Source organism: Streptomyces sp. NPDC046379 (assembly GCF_055587785.1).
This window is the reverse complement of record NZ_JBVJFP010000040.1, coordinates 1-18119: the sequence shown is the minus strand read 5'-3', so window position 1 is coordinate 18119 and position 18119 is coordinate 1. Positions and strand designations below refer to the sequence as shown.

At 67.2% G+C, this 18119-nt stretch carries 13 protein-coding genes and 3 pseudogenes; 9 read left to right on the top strand and 7 right to left on the bottom strand.

The window, feature by feature from the left end; genetic code table 11:
* Positions 1–138 precede the first annotated feature (138 nt).
* From ACZ6KF_RS33210 to ACZ6KF_RS33200, 3 genes and pseudogenes are all read left to right on the top strand, one after another.
* Positions 139–636: an IS5 family transposase gene (locus tag ACZ6KF_RS33210; RefSeq protein WP_469241909.1), complete on the top strand. Its 498-nt coding sequence runs from the start codon at positions 139–141 to the stop codon at positions 634–636.
* Between the two features lie 200 nt (positions 637–836).
* Positions 837–1554 (top strand): annotated as a pseudogene (locus ACZ6KF_RS33205) (RHS repeat-associated core domain-containing protein); the annotation flags it as partial.
* 415 nt (positions 1555–1969) lie between these two features.
* A complete protein-coding gene (locus tag ACZ6KF_RS33200; protein WP_469241911.1) occupies positions 1970–2482 on the top strand; it encodes an RHS repeat-associated core domain-containing protein in 513 nt (170 codons plus the stop codon).
* 547 nt (positions 2483–3029) lie between these two features.
* Here ACZ6KF_RS33200 and ACZ6KF_RS33195 read toward each other — a convergent pair.
* Positions 3030–4037: a recombinase family protein gene (locus tag ACZ6KF_RS33195; protein ID WP_469241907.1), complete on the bottom strand. Its 1008-nt coding sequence runs from the start codon at positions 4035–4037 to the stop codon at positions 3030–3032.
* A gap of 404 nt (positions 4038–4441) precedes the next feature.
* Here ACZ6KF_RS33195 and ACZ6KF_RS33190 point away from each other — a divergent pair, with 404 nt between their 5' ends.
* From ACZ6KF_RS33190 to ACZ6KF_RS33180, 3 genes are all read left to right on the top strand, one after another.
* On the top strand, positions 4442–4786 hold the full coding sequence (locus tag ACZ6KF_RS33190; RefSeq protein WP_469160696.1) for a hypothetical protein: 345 nt from the start codon (positions 4442–4444) through the stop codon (positions 4784–4786).
* A 147-nt stretch (positions 4787–4933) separates the two neighbouring features.
* Positions 4934–5587, top strand: a complete 654-nt coding sequence (locus ACZ6KF_RS33185) for an ABC transporter ATP-binding protein (protein WP_469160695.1) — start codon at positions 4934–4936, stop codon at positions 5585–5587.
* The gene (locus ACZ6KF_RS33180) at positions 5584–7770 is read left to right on the top strand and encodes a permease (RefSeq protein WP_469241905.1); all 2187 of its coding nucleotides are present in this window, start codon (positions 5584–5586) and stop codon (positions 7768–7770) included. Before ACZ6KF_RS33185 ends, ACZ6KF_RS33180 begins: the two co-directional genes overlap by 4 nt.
* Positions 7771–8158: 388 nt before the next feature.
* On the opposite strand, the gene ACZ6KF_RS33175 is transcribed toward ACZ6KF_RS33180, so the two are convergent.
* Together ACZ6KF_RS33175 and ACZ6KF_RS33170 are read right to left on the bottom strand one after the other, a co-directional pair.
* Positions 8159–11224: a Tn3 family transposase gene (locus ACZ6KF_RS33175; protein ID WP_469241903.1), complete on the bottom strand. Its 3066-nt coding sequence runs from the start codon at positions 11222–11224 to the stop codon at positions 8159–8161.
* Between the two features lie 254 nt (positions 11225–11478).
* Complete coding sequence (locus tag ACZ6KF_RS33170) at positions 11479–13938, bottom strand: PA14 domain-containing protein (RefSeq protein ID WP_469241901.1); 2460 nt, start codon at positions 13936–13938, stop codon at positions 11479–11481.
* A 150-nt stretch (positions 13939–14088) separates the two neighbouring features.
* Here ACZ6KF_RS33170 and ACZ6KF_RS33165 point away from each other — a divergent pair.
* A pseudogene (locus ACZ6KF_RS33165) lies at positions 14089–14190 on the top strand (transposase); the annotation flags it as partial.
* 381 nt (positions 14191–14571) lie between these two features.
* Here ACZ6KF_RS33165 and ACZ6KF_RS33160 read toward each other — a convergent pair.
* The 3 genes and pseudogenes from ACZ6KF_RS33160 to ACZ6KF_RS33150 all read right to left on the bottom strand — a co-directional run bounded on the left by ACZ6KF_RS33160 (position 14572) and on the right by ACZ6KF_RS33150 (position 16213).
* The gene (locus ACZ6KF_RS33160) at positions 14572–15426 is read right to left on the bottom strand and encodes a helix-turn-helix domain-containing protein (RefSeq protein WP_469241899.1); all 855 of its coding nucleotides are present in this window, start codon (positions 15424–15426) and stop codon (positions 14572–14574) included.
* A 25-nt stretch (positions 15427–15451) separates the two neighbouring features.
* Positions 15452–15982 (bottom strand): DUF6879 family protein, encoded by a 531-nt coding sequence (locus tag ACZ6KF_RS33155; RefSeq protein WP_469241897.1) that lies wholly within the window; start codon positions 15980–15982, stop codon positions 15452–15454.
* Positions 15951–16213 (bottom strand): annotated as a pseudogene (locus tag ACZ6KF_RS33150) (hypothetical protein). Before ACZ6KF_RS33150 ends, ACZ6KF_RS33155 begins: the two are co-directional and overlap by 32 nt.
* A gap of 230 nt (positions 16214–16443) precedes the next feature.
* Here ACZ6KF_RS33150 and ACZ6KF_RS33145 point away from each other — a divergent pair.
* The gene (locus ACZ6KF_RS33145) at positions 16444–16836 is read left to right on the top strand and encodes a hypothetical protein (protein WP_469241895.1); all 393 of its coding nucleotides are present in this window, start codon (positions 16444–16446) and stop codon (positions 16834–16836) included.
* Positions 16837–17090: 254 nt separating this feature from the next.
* Here ACZ6KF_RS33145 and ACZ6KF_RS33140 read toward each other — a convergent pair whose 3' ends face one another.
* Positions 17091–17222, bottom strand: coding sequence for a helix-turn-helix domain-containing protein (locus ACZ6KF_RS33140; RefSeq protein WP_469160688.1), 132 nt, complete (start codon positions 17220–17222; stop codon positions 17091–17093).
* 712 nt (positions 17223–17934) lie between these two features.
* Here ACZ6KF_RS33140 and ACZ6KF_RS33135 point away from each other — a divergent pair.
* Positions 17935–18119, top strand: a 185-nt coding sequence (locus tag ACZ6KF_RS33135) for a hypothetical protein (protein WP_469241893.1), incomplete at its 3' end; no start/stop codon positions are given.

Sequence of the window (18119 nt, the reverse complement as noted above, 5' to 3'; positions counted from 1 at the left end):
CTGGATCGCCGCATGGAACACCGACCCCAAACCCTACGTCTGGACCAAGCCCGCAGACCAGATCCTCGAACGTCTCGCCAGCTATCTGAATAGAAATCCTGACTCAGAAGACTAGGGTCCGTCTTCAAAGATGATCATGTGGTGGATCATGGTGGGGTGGTACGTCGTCATGAACTCACCGATCAGGAATGGGAGTTGCTCGCTCCGCTGATACCGCGGGCCGCGACGGGACGGCCCCGTGTGGAGGACCGGCAGGTCATCAACGGGATGGTCTACGAGATCCGCACCGGCATCTCGTGGCGTGACCTGCCGGAACGCTGCGGGCCTTGGCAGACGGTCTACCCCCGCTTCCGCCGCTCCGCGATCGACGGCGTGTTCACCCGGGCCCTGCAGCAGATCCAGGCCCAGGCCGACGCCGCCGGGGACATCGACTGGCTGGTCCAGATCGACTCCACCATCGTCCGCGCCCACCAGCACGCCGCCGTCACCGGCCGAAAAGGGGAGACACCGGCAGGACGAACCGGACGATCACGCCCTCGGCCGATCCCGGGGCGGACTGACCACCAAGGTCCATCCCGCCTGCGACGGCAAAGGCCGTCCTCTGGCCCTCCTCCTCACGCCGGGCCGGTGCTATGACAGTGCAACCATTCCAATCCAATAGCCGTCGAGAAGACGGAACACCCCCGCATCCCATACGTGGAAACCGCGGACCATCACCGCGGGTGCGGGGAGCAGGGTCGGTAAGCTGGGGCGGCGGCCAGCAGGTTGCTGCGCGGCGCGGGCTTCCACAGCAACGGCCACACCGGCCCGACCTGGACCTACGGCTCACCGACTAGAGCGAGCGCATCCGCCTCGGTGACACCTTCTTCCACAACGGCGCCCTCGGCCTGTCCGCGAAGACAACTGCCGGTGTCGACATGGGATTTGCCCGCGAGCCCGGGGGCACGCTGAACTCCATGACGACCGGGGGCAGGACGTACTTCTATTTCACGGACGCCTTCGGCAGCGTGGTCGCCCTGGCGGACGCGGACGGCAACAGGGTGAACACCTACACCTACAGCCCCCGCAGCGTGCGCATCCTCGCCCAGTCATACGAACCGGTCGCCCAGCCCTACCGCTTCGCACTACCAGGACCCCACCGGCCTCTACCACTTCCAGGCCCGCTACTACGACGCCAACATCGGCCGCTTCACCCAGCCCGGCCCTTCGGGCCAAAAGAAGAACCTTTACCTCCACGCCAAAGGCGTCCCCGTCAACCGCATCGACCCCAATGGGCTCCTCAGCGCGGGTTCTGTGTTGAACGCGGTTGGGGTGGCGAACGACATCGACACAGTAGGACGGATATGGAATGCCGGCCTCGAAGGAGAATGGGGCAAGGCCGCTGGAATGGGCTTCGGGCTTGCCGTAGGAAAGTCGGTTGAAGTCACGTGCATCGGTGCGGCTGCATACGTCGGTGGACCCACCGACGCAGGTGCGGCAGCGGTTCCATGCATGGTTGCCGGTGAAGCTGCGGGTTCATTCGCAGAGGACACCACCGTGGACGCGTGGTCATAAGCAGACACCTCGGGGGAGCCGTTTCGAGCGGCTCCCCCTCCGACACGAAGGAAAAAATGTGTTTGTAGCAGCTCTGCACCAAGTCGCCTCAGAGGGAAAGGGACGATGGATACCGGAAGGATGGGCGCTGCCCATATTATTCATTGCGCTGGCCGTCGCGGCGATTGCGGCGGTAGCTGCCCGCTCCCGACAGAAACGCAAATAGGACGTTGCGCACTATGGGCGGCTTCCTCATAGTTACTGGTTGTATCCTCTCACTAGCGTGGGGCATCGCCGAGCTATCGAAGCTCACTTCGGTCTCCATGGGTGCTTCATTTATCCTCGCAGGCTTGGCTTCCATGAACAAAAGAAGATCGTGAAGCAGTCCGCGTCAAACGCGTGGTATCCATGACGACCGGGGGTAAGACGTACTTCTATCTCACGGACGCCATCGGCAGCGTGGTCGCCCTGGCGGACGCGGACGGCAACAAGGTCAACACCTACACCTACAGCCCCCGCGGCGTACGCCTCCTCGCCCAGTCATACGAACCGGTCGCCCAGCCCCACCGCTTCGCACTACCAGGACCCCACCGGCCTCTACCACTTCCAGGCCCGCTACTACGACGCCAACATCGGCCGCTTCACCCAGCCCGACCCCTCGGGCCAGGAGAAGAACCCCTACCTCTACGCCGAAGGCGACCCCGTCAACCGCATCGACCCGACCGGGCTTCTTTCCCTGTCGGACGTTGGTGACTTCCTCGAGAGCACCAACGACATATGGGGAGCGGTCACTGGTTCTATAGCGGGCATCGGTGCTGCGGCAGAGACCGGGATCGTTGCCGCTGCCAGCACCTTCGGGCCCTGGGGTACGGCTGCTGCGGTCGGTGTCGGATGCGTCGTAGGCGGTGCAGCCGGGTACGCGAACGCGGAACTGATCACGTACGGCTGATCAGGAATGCTAACGGCAAGGCCTTCGGGCTGCTGAACGTGCATGTAGTCGCTGCGGTGGAGGACTGGATGCCGCCTACCACCGCAGCGACGCACCAACGACTCCACGCCCATCTCCAGGGCATCAAGACCGGCAGCCAGGTCAGCAACTCATTCAGACGGGACCGGGGTGGACAGATGAGTGATAAGACGAAACTCGTGGCATTCGTGATCGTCGGGTTCGTGGTTTCTGCGATTGTTCTTGTCTATGGACTGCAGACCGGAGAAGTAGTCCCCCTCGCGCTCGCCGCCGTGGGCTTTCCCTCAGCCTCCGTGCTGACTTTTCTTATGATCCGCCACTCCAGTAGGGGCTCGTAGATCCCCTATTCTCGTGACGGGCGAACGTGAGGACCGTTAACGCAATCGGGTGGTGGCTGGCTCAACAGTGGCAGCCGCCACTGCGTGCACTGTGCAGAAGCTGGCATCTCGCCCGCAGGCCCAGGACAGTCCCGCCAGTTCCCTGCGTCAGGGCCCTGCTCTCCCGAAGCTGCCACGAAGTGACAAGTAACTCAGGGTGTCGTTATGGCCTTGGTTTCCGTACGGGGTTCTGGCACTTCGGGGCCGGTGAGGGTAGCGAAGTCGGCGTGAGCCTGCTCGACGGCTTCTGGGTACGCCTCGCGCTTGGCATGCTCGGCGAGCGCCCGGTAGATGCTGGCCACCGATGGGCTCTGCCCCTTGCGCTTGCCGGTGGGGATGATCAGGTCGGGCTGGATCTGCTCGACGGGCTCGCCGCCCGCGCGGCGCCGCAGCACGGTGTGGAGCATGTCGTCGGTGATGACCGGTGGCCGGCCGCCGTGCTTGCCCTTGCGTGCTGCGGTGTCGAGCCCTTCGAGTGTGGACTCGCGGATGTTCTCCCGCTCGGTCTCCGCCATTGCGGCGAAGAACGCGAACAGCAGCTTGCCGGGGCCGGTGGGGTCGTAGATGCCGGGCAGGGGCCCGGCGAGCATCTCCAGGACCAGGCCGTGGGCGGTGAGGTGGTCGGCGAGCGCGGTGAGTTCGGCGGCGTCGCGGCCGAGGCGCTTCATCTCGTACACGGTGAAGATGACCCGGCAGTGCGGAGCGTGCGTCTTGACCTCCCGCGCGGTCCACAGCGCCTCCTCGAACTTGGGCCGTACGCGGATGCGAGTGCTGATCTTCTCGCTGAAGATCTTGTCCCTCGGGATGCCGTGCTTGGCGAGCGCGTCGAGCTGGGAGTCGAGTTCCTGCCCGAGGGTCGAGCCGTGGGCGTAGCCGATGCGGATGTCCGCGCTCGGCAGGTCCGGGTCGATCGGCGCGGGCGGCGGGGTACCCGGCCGCCACGGCCGGCCCGGACCGCGGTCGGCCGGGGTCGGTACCCGCAGTGCCTTCTTCAGCCGGGACACCAGGGTGAAGCGGCGGGTGTGGTAGGCGGAGGCGACCGCGCCGCCGCGCGAGCGGCACGGCGAGCCGGGCTGGGCGTCACACTTCGGACAGGCGTGCTGTTCGACGTCGTCCGCATCCGACCGGTCGGTTAGCGAGGGCTGCTGAGGGGCCGTCATGGGCCTGAATTTTCGCACAATGCAAGTTTCAGAAGGGGGTCCGTCCCACTTTTGAGCGAGAACGGGTTCTGAGAGCGAATCCGGGATCGACGCAAGTCCGGCGGCTCACGTTTGATCTTGCTCGCGCAAAGGACCGTTTGCGAGAACTCCTCAGGGGGTCCACTCCTTCGCGTGCAGGTTCGCTGTCTCCCTGCCCACGGCGCCCGACGGTGGCGTGTAGTGACGCACCAACATGGCTTCACGTGTCAGCCAGCCATTTGATGCGGACCGCTGGGTTCCGCAGCCGCGATTTGGCCATTCATGCGTGATCTTGTTGTGGAGAACCTTTGACCTACGCATGATCAATCAGTGATCTCGGGCAGCACAAGAGCCGCACCGGTTGACTCAAGGGGAGGGAAACACTCATGCGCAGGATCAAGGCGATAGCCGGCATAGCGCTGGCCATCGGCATCGCGGTGCCCACCACCAGTGCCATGGCGCTTAGCGTCACCGGCGGTGGCGTCACTGCCACCAGCCCGTGGAACAGCGACAGCGGGCTCATCTCCGTCTACGACGGCAGCAGCGACGGTGACCCGGGCAAGGCCCTGTACTACCGGCAGGACAGCGCCGGTACCGAACGCACGCTGTGGAACCACAGCGGTTACGGAACTCGCGTGATCTCGGGTGACGGCTCGAAGGTCATCAAGTTCAAGGCGTGCGACGAGAACGACTGGGCTGAGGACGACTGCTCGGGTTGGGTCGCCCCGTAACCTGGCCTCACCGCCACCGTCCGCCGGGTAAGCCGCACCACGGTTTGCCCGGCGGTACCCGTTTCCTCTTCAGCTTGCCTTCTTCAAGAATTCGGACGTGCTGTGACCCCCACACCGCCGCTGGGCGATGGCCTTCGGGTAAAGGGCTTGACCTATCAGGTCGAAGACCGCGTACTGCTCAACAATGTCGACCTCACCGTGGCTCCAGGGGAGTCCGTGGCCATCACGGGGCCCAGCGGGTCAGGCAAGTCCACACTCCTGATGTGCGTACTCGGCCTGATCAAGCCCGACTCCGGCACGATCACCGCTGGAGGGCACCGTCTGACCGGTCTGCTGCCCGGCGCCCTGGCCAAGGCCCGCCGTAAACACCTCGGCATGGTTTTCCAGTTCGGCGAGTTGCTTCCCGAACTGACGCCCGTGGAGAACGTCGCACTGCCTATGCTCCTGGACGGCTCCGACCACCACCAGGCCTACGACGCCGCCACCCGGCTCCTGGATGAACTCGATGTTCCCCACGGCACCACCCCTACGGGGATGCTCTCCGGCGGAGAACGCCAGCGCACCGCAGTGGCCCGGGCCCTGATCGCGCAGCCGCCAGTGCTGCTGGCGGATGAACCAACTGGTGCACTCGACCCCAAAGCGCGTGAGAACGTTGCCGACCAGCTCTTCCGAATCTGCCGCGAACGCAATTGTGCGCTCCTGGTCGTCACCCATGACCCCTCCATCGCCGAACGCGCCACGCATACGTTTCAGTTGCAGGAGAGCACTCTCGTCCCCACTCACCGAGGAACGCCAGCGTGACCGGCTCGCACCCCGCCCAGACCCGCCGCCCGGGACGACTGTGGATCCAGCTCCTCAGAGTCGGTCTGGCTGCGTCACGAACGACGCCCGGCACGCGACTGCGCTTTTGGGCATTGATGGCAGCTTCGGCGGCCATGGCCCTGACGGCCCTGGCGTTTACCACCACCACCGCCACGTTCGACGGGCGTACCCAGCGCGACACTGCCCGCGGGCCCATTGTGACCGGCAGCGCCCAACAAGCCACCGCCCTGTGGAAGGAAGCCGTCGATTCCTTCGGCACCTCACCACACGGCGTCATCTACATCGAGCCGCTCGCACCCAAGAGTCCTCCACCACCAGGGCTCTCCCGCTGGCCCCGCCCCGGCGAAGCTTTCTTCTCTCCGGAGCTGGCCCGGGCAGCTGAGGACTACGACAGCCTTGACCGTTACGGCCACTACGCGGGAACCATCAACTCGCAGGGGCTGAGGTCCCCCTCCGAGCGTATGGCCTACGTCCGTCCGGCCCACCCGCCGGCTGACCCCACAGCAGAGTCCTGGCAGTACATCACCGGCTTCGGTCAACTCTTCCCGATGAACCAGGAGACCTATCCTCACACAGCGGTCGAAACCGGCGGTGCTATCGCCGTCCTGATGGCCGTACCAGCCCTGGCATTGCTGGTTGTGGCCACCCGCGTCGGATCAGCGACCCGTGACCGCCGAAGCCAGCTCATCAACGCCCTGGGCGCCTCTTGGGCCCATCGAGCCTTGATCAACATCGGGGAGGCCTTCGTGCCGGCCGCAGCCGGAACCCTCGTCGCTCTCATCCCGGCCGCACTGCTGCTGGCCACCGATGTCCGCCTGCCTGGCACCGGCTACATCATCAACACAGCCGACACGCGCCGCACTTGGCCCGAACTGATCGGCGCACTCGCCGTATCCCTGGTCCTTACCCTGCTGCTCGTCGTGATCCTGCACCGGGTGCAACGCTCCAAGACGGCCACCCGGCCAAGCACATCCACTTCACGGCTGCCGAAATGGCGCCTGGCCCTGTGCGTGGTCGGCGTCCTGGCGATCGCCTTCAGCCAGTACGCCCCCAAGGGCCCGGACGTCGCTATCTTCCTGGCTGGCACCGTCCTGATGTGGGCCACGCTGCCCTCAGTGATCGCCCAGCTATCCATCGCCAACGGCAAACGCATCGCTGCCAGCGGCTACCGCAACGGGAATCCCGGACGGCTTGTCGCAGGCCGCTGGACCGCAGCGCACCCGGGCGTCCTGGTGCGTCTCTCCGTGGTCTTCATCATCGGCATCGGCCTCATCAGCCACCTACAGGTCTGGAACAGCCGCCTGGGAGACAGCGCCGCCGCCGCACAGCGGATCACCCAACGCGTCGGCGACACCCTTTACACCGTCCACAGCAGCGCCCTCACCTCCGGCGCCGTCAAGAACTTCTCACGCAACCTTCCCGACGGAACGCATCTCCTGGTCGCGACCACCCACCCTGAAGGCGACCATCCTCGCATCGACCTGGCGGGAGCCTGCCCCGACCTGAAGTCCCTGCGCCTGCCCTGCCCGGCCACCGCACAGCAGGTCACCACGCGCGATCCCCGGCTGGAAGAACTGGCCCGCCCCTACGCAGGCAACCTCACTGTCCGGGCCGTCAACGGCGAATTGCCCGTCAGCCAGATCAACGGGTCCCTCATCGTCACCACCGATGAACCCGGACACCGTGCCGAGATCGAGAAAGCCGCCTACGCTGCCCACCCTGGTATCAACGTCGACACGCCTGGAGAAACCTGGGTGATCGGCGCCCAACAGAAGAACAATCTTAACAACTGGCTCTTCCTCTTCGGCGGCACCGGCCTGGCACTGCTGCTCGTGGCGGGGCTGATCAGCGCCGCCGCAGAGTTCGTACGCATCAGGGCGGGGCTGGCACCATTGAGCGTTCTGACCGGCAACGACCAGGTCTTTCGTACGATCGCCCTGTGGTACCTGACTGTGCCGCTGCTGACCGCGACCGCCCTCGCGACCTTCATCACCAACTGGCACTCACTGTTTTTCGTCATCTCCCTGCGTGAGGGCAGATTTTCCTGGCCAGTCCTGGCTACCGCAGCCACTGGCTTCTCCCTGGCCGCTGTGGCCATCGGCCTCCTCGCGGCGCATTCCGCCCGCCGTGCCGCACCATTCTGGAGACCAAAAGCAGACTGAGTGGGCTGCTTGGGCTGCCCGGGTTTCGTAGAAACCGGTGATTGTTTCAGGGCAGTCTGCGGAGTGGGCTGTCGCCACCTTCCTTGTGAGGTGGCGAGCCGGAGCTGCCCGGATCCAGTAAAGGTGTCCGGGTGCCCGAACCGCTGCTCCTGCTCACCCGCGACATCGCGAGCGGCTTCACCACCCGGATGGACAACCGCACCCGCGCCACGTCAGGTGACCTCTCCTGACGTGGCGCCGCACGTGCTCCAGTGGCCCGGGCGGGCTGCGTACGGCCCCGCCCAGGCGTCCGGGATATTCAGCGCACCCACTTGTATTTGTCGTCCGGGCCCCATCCAGTGCCGCGGTCGCAGTTGAGCAGCTCATTGATCTCGTCCTCGCTGAGGACCTAACGCATGTCGTCCATGCTCCTCATGATGCCGACGCGGCCCGCAGGGTACGCCGCTGGCTTGACAGTCTCCGTGTCGGGTGCAGTGCGGGGGCCGGGAACGGCCGCCCCGAGGGCCAGGCCAAGCCGGTTGTTCATGTCCAACTCGAATCGGCCGTAGGGGTTGATGTGGGTCCAGAACAGCGGGGACAGGGCCCGCCGGTCCGCGTCCGTGAGCCGGTTTTGCCACTTCTCCTCGCTCAGGATGTCCTGGAGGAGCAGGGTGTTGACGTGTACCAATGCCGACTGGAGCAAGTGCAGGGCGAGCATGGAGACCTCCTGGGACTCTTTGTCGGAGCCGGTCAGGTCGCCGTCCTTGCCGTAGAACAGGTCGTGGTTGGCGGAGTTCCAGTTCTCCACGACCTGGAGGCCGTCGTTGATCTCGCGCCGCAGGTCCGCGTCGGCAAGGTAGTCGCAGATGAACGCCGTGCGTACCGCCCGGCCCAGTTCCTCGATCGCCCGGTACGTCGGATGCTTGGGTCCGCCGCGGGTGAAGCGCCGCAGGACCTGCTCGGCCTCGGCGGTGCCCAGGCGCAGGGCGGTGGTGTACTTCACGATCTGGTCGTACTGCTGGCGGATCAGGTCCCAGTCGATCGTCTTGGTCGACAGCACCGGCGCCAGGTTGGGCCACTTCTCGTCCTGTCCGGCCGCCGGCCGGTACAGGCGCGCGGAGCCGACGTTCTTCAGCCTGGGGAGCAGGTTGAAGCCGAGCATGTGGGCGAAGGCGAACCCGACGATGGAGGCGCCGTGCGTGTCGGTGTACTGCCGGTCGATCTCCACGTCCGTGCAGTGCCGCAGCACGCCCTCGATCATCGCGGCGACCTCGGAGGCCGAGCAGGACTTGAGCTGGCTGTAGACGCAGAGCGACTTCTTCTCGACGTGCCAGTAGATCATCACTCCGGGGCCGCGGTACCGCTGGTGCCACTCGGTCATGAAGTTCGAGGACCAGGAGCCGAACTTCTTGGAGTCGCTCGCACAGGCGGTGCCCTCGCCCCACCACGCCTGATCGCGGGCGGAGAAGGTGGCGTTGACCAGCCGCACCAGCGCCGCGCGCAGGTTGGTCCGGTTGACGAACAGGTGCCGTACGCGGCGCAGGACGGCCTCGCTCTCGCCGTGCTTGCCGGTGACCGCGACCCGCTTGATGCCCATGTTCGTGCCCAGCGCGAACAGCACTAGCAGCAGCCGGCGCCGCAGCACCGCTTTCGGTACCGCCTCCCTGGTGGCGACCGAGGTGAACTCGCCGGTGAAGCCGGTGGCGAACTCGGCCTCCTTGAGGATGTCGATCAGGTCGATGGTGCCCCAGCGGCGCTCGATCTCCGCCTTCAGCGCGACAAGGTTCTCCGGCTCCTCCTGCTTGCCCGGCGGCGAAACCTTGATCCACGGCTCACCGTGCCGCTTGACGATGTCCACCCCGCTCGTGGTGCCCAGCGCCAGCGCGGTGTCGAAGCGGGTCAGGGCCTCCCGCAGCCGCTTCTGGAGGGTCTCGATGAACTTTTCCGGGTCCTGCGGTTGGCGGATCGCGTCGTAGTGCACATCGCGGTTGTCCTCGAAGTCCGGCGGCAGATCGTCCTCCGGGTTCCGCCATCGGTCCGCCACCGGCACCCAGATCTCCCGGCGCCGCAGGGCGTCCCGCAGCGCCACGAGCACGCACAGCTCGTACGGGATGCGCTCGACCCGGCCGCGCTCGTCCACGACCGCCTTGCGCCACTCCTCGCGCACCACCCCCGCGAGTGGGATCTTCTCCGCCTCGTCGAAGAACGCCCCTTCCTTGGCGATGGGCTGATCCAGGTACCGCTTGAGCAGGTCGATCGCGTCCATCACCGGCCGGTAGGCGGTGTTGTTGCACTTCAGCTCCAGCGCGTTCAGCAGTGGCGAGAGCATCCGCCGCCAGTGGTTGGAGTACGACGAGCGCAGCACCGTCCGCACCCGGGCCCGGTAGCGCGCCTCATTCGCCGCGGCTTCCGCCGCCAGGGCCTTCAAGGTGGACTCCCCGGCCACCGGATAGATCACCTTGCGGACCGTGCCGCCCGGCTCCGCGACCGCCGCTTCCGCGAGCCGCAGCAGGATACCCTCCTTGCCGCGGACCCGCTTGAGCTCCTTGTTGAACTCGCCCTCGACCTTCTTCTCCGCCCGCGTGTTGATCTTCTGCACGAGCTGGATGAAAAGCTCCACCAGCGAGCCGGTGATCTCCGTCTCCCGCACGTGGCACAGCGTCGACAGCAGCGTGTACCGCACCGGCCCCGCTGCTGCCCGCAGGTCCGAGGGATACTCCTTCGCCGCCCGTGCCCGCCAGGCCGCCACCAGCTTCTCCGACACGTCCCCGAACAGCTCCGGCGGCAACTGGAGCCCGCGCACCCGCTGGAGCTTGTTCACCTCCGCCAGCAGGCTGTCCAGCCCCAACGCGCCCGGGTCCGCCTTCAGCTCGGTGAAGAACGTGCCCCCACCGCCCGCGCTCTCCTCATCCGCTCCGGCGTCCTCGGCGATCAGGTCGTCCAGCCGGGACCGAGTCGCCGCTGACAGCCGGCCCACGGTGGCCGCGCAGAACCGCTCCTCGAAGGTGCTGACCGCCGAGCCCACCAGCCGGGCGATACGCCCGGGCGTCGGCGGCTCCAGCCGGTCGTTGCGGCAGCGGGCCACCACCGCCTCCGCGAGCCGGTCCTGGTTCAGCTCCACCCCGCACAGCTCGACCGCCAGCCACTCGGCGAGCTGGGCCTGGTCCTCCTTGGTGCACTCACGGAAGCCGAACGCGCCCCGGATCTCCGTCCGGTGCCGCTTGATCGCCCGCCCCGACCAGTCGTACGCGGCCCACTCCTCCGCGGGCACCTTCACCTGCTGAGCGACGTAGGACACCGCCGGCACCGGAATCTCCCCAGCGTCCTCCGGGAACCGGGCCTCAACCTCGAAGAACTTCAGCAACAGCGCGAACCCCAACCGGTTCGCCCCCGACTTGTTCCGCAGCCGCTCCTGGTCCTCCTCCAGCAGCGTCCAGACCTCGATCAGGTCCTCCGGCTCCCACTCCTGCCGCACCCCAGGCTCCTTCCGGTCGTCATGACCGGACCAACCTCGCCGAGTAGGTCCCTCGATGAGCCCAGAAGATCCAAAACTCTGACAAGCAGACCCCAGATCCGCTACAGAGAGCTACTTGTCACTTCGTGGCAGCTTCGGGAGGACAGGGCCGTCAGCGGCGTGTGCACCTCCCGATCGCAGACGGAGAGTCCTGCTGATCCCCTCGTCAGAACTCGTGCCACCGTCGTGGAGTCGTCACCACGGTTCCCTGGGGCTCACACGAAGGCGCCCCTGGCCGCCGAGGCGTGGACCACGGCGGCCGATGTACCGTCGGCGAGGAGGCCGGTGATCCGGAAGTACGACGTCTGGCCGAGCTGCATGGGCACGTATGCGCGGTGGATGCGGCCCGGTACCGCCGTGACGGAGGCGACCTTTTCGTATGCCCTGGTGGTCGCGTTCCAGCTCTCCACGCGGTACGTGGTGATGCCGGCGCAGGCCGTCTCGTCGGAGCAGGACCACTCCAGGCGGCCGCCGGTACCGGCCATGTTGGCGGTGTCGAGGACCGTGAGCGGGCCGGTGTCGTCGCCGCGGGCGTCGTCGGGCCTGTTGTCGAGTTCGGTGGTGGTGACGGTGGGGGCCTGGTCGAGGGCGATGTGGTTGGCCCACTCGTCGACCGCCACGACGAGGAAGGTCACCGTCTCGCCGTCCGCCGGTCCGGCGCACAGCATCGCGTTCGGCAGGGCGGTGGGCCTGCTGGGGTCGACGGCGTCGGCGCACCCGGTGCTGTTGTAACCGGTGCTGCCGTCCGGTCGCCGTACGACCCGGGTGGCGCTGTAGCGAACGCCGCTCTCGGCGGGGGCGTCCCAGCTGAGCAGGACGCCGTCGGCGCGGGGCGTGGCGGTCAGGCCAGTGAGCGGGGCCGGGGGAACGCTCTCGGGAGTCACCGAATCCGGCGCGGACATCGGGGACGCGTTGCCGGCGGCGTCGGTCACCACGGCGCCGTAGGTGTAGGTGGTGCCGTCGAACGCCGGCAGTTCGTCCACGTACACGTAGACCGAGCGCGGCGACTCTTCCATCGACGTGGTGGCGATGAGTTCGGGGCTGTCGCCGAGAATGTCGCCGGTGGAGCGGTAGATGCTCATGGTGCCGCCGGTCCTCATCTCCTCCTCGGTCCGGGCGTCCCAGTTGATCTTCAGCGAGCTGGGGGTGTTCTGCATGTGGGACACGGCGATCACGGGCGCCGTCGGCGTGACGGTGTCGATCGGGTTGACCGTCAGAACGGGGGTGCTCTCGGAGCGGTTCCCGGCGTGGTCGGTGACGGCGATGGAGTAGCGGATGGGCTTGCCGTCGCGGGCCAGTCCGGTGTCGGTCCAGGTGGTCTTGTCGGTCAGGACCTTGGGAACCCAGTCACCGACTGCGGTCTGCCGGTAGACCCAGTAGTAGGCGAGGTCCATCTCCTTGTTGGGCGCCCAGGAGAAGGTGGCGGAGTCGGTGCCCTTGTCGTATACAACCTTTGCCGCGGTGGGCGTGAGCGGCGCGACACGGTCCACGGATGCGTCGGTACGGGGGGTGTAGGCGAACTTGACGGCGGCGGCGCCGGTCCAGTTGACGTAGTCGATGCGCAGGGTGTGGGTGCCGCGGGGGATGGTCAGGTTCACGGTCCGGGAGACGGTGCTGGACCCGTTCTTCCAGAGGTCGATCTTGCGTGTGCCGTCGAGGTACACGCGGATGCCGTCCTGGCCGGAGGCGGTGAACGTGAAGGGTCCGCCGGAGCCGAAGTCGCGGGTGACCTGCCAGCGGACGCCGAAGTTGTTCGTGGCGATGCCGGAGACGCCGGGGGAGCTGGTGCCCCAGTTCTCGCTGATCGCGGTGTCGGTGTCCGTGCGCTTCGGCGTGCCGGAGAAGGAGGTGTTGGCGAAGAACTGGCGCAGGAAGGTCGGGTTCCCGGTGACTGAGACGTCAGACGTCCCGACGGACACGTTGCCGGACTTGTCGACGGCGCGGACCTCGTAGAGGTGGGTGGTGCCCCCGGCGGTGGTGTCGGTGAAGGTCGTGCCGGTGACCGTGGCGACGGGACTGCCGAAGGACGTCTGGTCGGGGGTGCGGCGGTAGACGCGGTAACCGGCGAGGTCCATCTCCTTGTTCGCCGACCAGCGCAGGAAGTTCCGTCTGGTGCCGGCGTCATGGGCTATCGACAACCCGGTGGGCGTGAGGGGCGCGACACGGTCCACGGATGCGTCGGTACGGGGGGTGTAGGCGAACTTGACGGCGGCGGCGCCGGTCCAGTTGACGTAGTCGATGCGCAGGGTGTGGGTGCCGCGGGGGATGGTCAGGTTCACGGTCCGGGAGACGGTGCTGGACCCGTTCTTCCAGAGGTCGATCTTGCGTGTGCCGTCGAGGTACACGCGGATGCCGTCCTGGCCGGAGGCGGTGAACGTGAAGGGTCCGCCGGAGCCGAAGTCGCGGGTGACCTGCCAGCGGACGCCGAAGTTGTTCGTGGCGATGCCGGAGACGCCGGGGGAGCTGGTGCCCCAGTTCTCGCTGATCGCGGTGTCACAATCCGTGCGCTTCGGCGTGCCGGAGAAGGAGGTGTTCGCGAAGAACTGACGGGTATAGGCATTCTTGGTGCAGTTCGCCGCCGACGCCGGCGAACTGGCACTCGAGATAAGACCGCCCGTCATCGCGGCCACCGCCGCGGTCGCGGCCGCCAAGCGGGACTTTCGAACACTGCTCACTGCATCCCCTTTTAGACGCGTGACCGCCCCATGGACAGTCGTACGAGAAGTGGGATTCATAGGAGCGGCCTTTGGTTGTACGACCAAGGGATGTCCGATCGCCGCTGCTGGCAAGTGTCCTCGGACAAGGGCGCCGATTACTGACTTCGGCTCGTCAGGAACCGGCTCAAACGCCTTCAATACCGGCCCGGCACCCTCGACGGCTTCATAGCCGGCACCGACCTGACCCTCCACGACCCAACCTCACCCTGACGAGCCGAAGTCAGTAACGGCACCGGCCATCCGCCTCGCGTCGTTTCCCTGGCGCGCTCGGTGATCGGACCATCATTCCTCGCGGGTGCGGGTGCGGGTGCGGGTGCGGGTGCGGGTGCGGGGAGCATGCTCTGCCGCACCACACGCAGGCTCGCCGACGGGACCATCCCGCGGGCGCGGGGACGACGACGGCCTCATTGAGACCGGCGACCATCGGAAACCCCCGAGCCGCAGGGAGGACGGCGCCGGGCCCTCCGCCGCTCGGCCTCCGCCGGAACACCCCAGGTCGGCGGGGAGGACTCCTGGGTGAGGCGCATCAGCTTGTGGGCGGTCGGAACACCCCCGCGTCGGCGGGGAGGAGGGGCCTTCGTCATGGCCGGGTCAGTGCATGGCTTCGATTGCGCGGAGGATCAGGGTCCGGGCGTCGGCACCGTAGACGGCCATACCCCGTAGGTCCTCGAAGGCTCTGGTGTACAGGCGGATCTCTGACGGTTGGGTGATTCTGACCCTGGCGGAGACCAGCTCGACGGAGACCAGCCGGTCGTCGTACACGTGGAAGGTCTCACGGGGCCACTGCCTGCGCTGCGGCGTGGCCATGGGAACGACACCGAGGGACACCTGCGGCAGCGCACCCGCGGTGAGGAGGTAGCCCAGTTGGGCCGCCATGGAGTCCGCGTCACAGATTTGGTAGTGCAGCGCCGCCTCCTCAACCACGAAGACGAACGTCCGCCCTGGCTGGCGGATGATCAGGGAGCGGTCGACCCTGGCCCGGGCCGCTGCGGCGCTGTCGTCCACCGGAAGGTCACGGAAGGACGCGCTGATCCCGAGGACCCCGGCAGCGTAGCCCTCGGTCTGGAGCAGGCCAGGGACGAGGGAAGACGAGTAGACACGGAAGAGGCGGGTGTCCTGGAAGAGGCGGGAGTCGCTGCCCTGCAAGGCCTTGAGCCCGTTGCGCATTTCGGTGCGCCACTCGGTGTACATGGACTCGGCGTGCAGGGACTGGGCGATCAGGTCGTCGACCAGGCCCTCGGCCTCGCAGGCGCGACACCACAGGCGGATATCCGTCGCGCTGGGTGCCGTGCGCGCGTTCTCGATCCTGGACGTCTTGGCGTGGTGCCAGCCGCACCGGGCGGCCAGCTCGGCGACCGTCAGGCCCGAGCGCCGGCGCATGTCGCGCAGTCGCTGAGCGACGACTTTGCGCGCGGCCTGCGCCGACGAGGACGGAGAGGTGGGCATGAGCTGGCCTGTCGGTGAGTGCTGATCAGTGGATCTCGTACTGGTCGTGCGGCACCGCCCGTGACCACACTGCCTCGAAGGCCTCCGCGCACAGTTTCGCGGCAGCCGGGTTGTCGGTGACTTCACCGCCCAGGCTGCGGCCGTCGCCGGCGAAGTGGTTCCACCTCACCACCTGACCGTCGAGCAGCCAGAAATCGTTGCCAGGCAGACAGAGGTCCGATGCGCGTCGACGGGGCAGCCAGCGCACCAGCTCTCCAGCGGCGACGTTCGTAAAGGTCGTGTCGTACAGGTACCGGGTGTAGTCGGTGACCGGCTCCGACACGATGCGCGCCCGGCGGATGACGACGCCCCGCGCGACCGTCTCCTGCACCAGGTCCAGCCACGGCCTCCACCAAGAGGCCCGGTCGGCGGGGTCGTGGCGGAAGCCGCGGCGCCACTCGGCGAACGGTCCGGCCTCGTAGTCGACGGCGTAGCTGTCGCGCATCTCCAGGTGCACGGCGGTACGGGTGGCGCCTGCCAGCAGGTCAGTGAACGACTGCGGCACGTTCGACGGCATCGCACGCCTCCCTGATCATGTGCACCATCCTGGCGGGGATACGGACCACGGCCTCGTTCTCGGGAATCCCGGCCGCGTGGCCGGGCACTTTGAACGCCGCGCACTCGGCCTCGAGTTCGGGGCCGGGCTTCCAGCCCTGGAAGACGATTTCCAGCTTCTCCTGGTCAACCCACACGGTCGGGCTCTCGTGATCCCCGGTGTGGGGTCGATTCCGATGAACGTCAGCGGCACGGCAACCTCCGGCAGCAAGTTGTGCAGGACTGTGCGTCACGCTCACCTGCCTGGCGGCACTGGTCAAGAGGCCCAGCCTGGCCATGACCGCTGAAGACTGAACCTGCGCACAGAAGTGCACATCGCTGGCCTAGCTGCACAGCGTCCTCCTAGCGTCGGCAGGGACGACAGAACCCCGGCGAGGCGGGCGGCCTCCCGGGGTATGGCCGGACGCTGCGAGGAGCGCCGACATGACACCCGGTACAGCTCGGCCCGTGGAGTTGAGCAACCCGATCAACTGCCTCCCTGACGACCTCCGCGAGACCCTCCTCGACATCCTGAGCCTGCCGGAGCTGGACACGCTCACGGACGACCAGACGCGGGGCGCGGACTGCGTGTGGTGTGCAGACCCGCTGAACATCGAGACCGCCGTCGACCTCGGCGAGGTCCACCTCCCCATGGCTGGCTCGATGTCGCTCATCGGCATTCGCCTGTTCCCCCGCGCCTGCCGAACCTGCGCCGGCACCCAGGCCCACAACGGGCTGTTCACCCACTGCGGCAGCTGCGAGCAGTGCGTGGACGAGGCCGGCCGCTGCCCGGTCGGCCTGTGGCTGTACCGCCTCGTCCGGGAGGGGCGGCGATAAACCAATCCATCGCGGTGGACGATCTGGTGGCCGTTGGTTTCCCTCTCGCCGAGCCAGAGCCGTTGGCGTGCTGTCTGCCGTGTCAGGACCTGGCCCGCCAGCGCGAGCGGCGCACGACTTGGCCCGAGTCACGGACTGCAACATCCACATCCGACGCCACCCGCATCCACGCAAGTCGAACTGATCCCCCGGACCCGGACGGCCGGCTGTCCGGGCACGGGCCCAGCGGCCGCCCCCCGGTTGGGGACGGTCGCTCAACCAACAAGGTCGCGCAGCGGTACGCCGATCACAGCGGCGAGCCGGATCAGGGTCTCGATCGTTGGGAACTGCCGGTCGACCTCGATGCGGACGACGGCTGGGCGGTCGATCTCAGCTCCCAACGCCACAGCGGAACACCCCCGCGTCGGCGGGGAGAACAAGCGGACCGTCAGGCCGCCCAGAACGTCGGACGGATGGGGACCATCCCCGCGCCCGCGGGGGTGTTCCGCCCGCGAATGGGCGTGGGGCCATGCCAAGCGGGTCCTCCCCGCCGACGCGGGGGTGTTCCGCACTCGCCCGGCCGAACACGCCCGACACGGTCGTCCTCCCCGCCGACGCGGGGGTGTTCCGCCGTCGAGGAGGTCCAGCTCCCCCACCGCTAGGTGCTCCCCGCCGACGCCGGGGTGTTCCGCGCATCACGGGGGTGCGGGCACGGCCGACGCGGTGCTCCCCGCCGACGCGGGGGTGTTCCGACCGCGACGACCTACGTTGTGACGAACTACCTGTGCTCCCCGCCGACGCGGGGGTGCTCCGACTCTGCCATAGAGGGCTACCAACGCGACCGAGGGTGGGCTCGGCCAGGGTGGCGCGTCCGCGTCTTTGCTTTCCGGCCTTCATTTCGGGCGCCGAATGTTTCAGCGTGTCGCTGATACGGGCGAGCATGCCGGATATCACCCTATTCGTCCTCTTCGCCCGCCTGAAGGGGAAGGGCGGATTCCTGCCCGAATGCCGGTTCGGATGGGGGGCACGGCGCGGAGACGTGTGCGATTCCTGTGACAGGTTGTCGGCGCCTGGTGACCACTGGGGTTGCCGGGGTCTGTCTTCCTGTGGGGGGAAGCCATGCACACGCGTGCCTTCGGCATGCCGTTTCGGCGTGCCCGGACAACACCGGCCGCAAGCGCCGCCATAGCGGTGCTGACCGCGGCAGCCTTAGAGGTCCTAACAAAGGCGTTGGACGTGTCGGTGGGTGATGAGGCAGGTGGCGAGGCCGAGGAGGGCTTCGTGGATGTCGTCGCGTCTTTCCC

Excerpts from the sequence above, each read along its gene's own strand:
- ACZ6KF_RS33195 (WP_469241907.1), bottom strand. The coding sequence starts at position 4,037 with ATGACGGCCCCTCAGCAGCCCTCGCTAACCGACCGGTCGGATGCGGAC.
- ACZ6KF_RS33190 (WP_469160696.1), top strand. The coding sequence starts at position 4,442 with ATGCGCAGGATCAAGGCGATAGCCGGCATAGCGCTGGCCATCGGCATC.
- ACZ6KF_RS33160 (WP_469241899.1), bottom strand. The coding sequence starts at position 15,426 with ATGCCCACCTCTCCGTCCTCGTCGGCGCAGGCCGCGCGCAAAGTCGTC.
- ACZ6KF_RS33155 (WP_469241897.1), bottom strand. The coding sequence starts at position 15,982 with ATGCCGTCGAACGTGCCGCAGTCGTTCACTGACCTGCTGGCAGGCGCC.
- ACZ6KF_RS33145 (WP_469241895.1), top strand. The coding sequence starts at position 16,444 with ATGACACCCGGTACAGCTCGGCCCGTGGAGTTGAGCAACCCGATCAAC.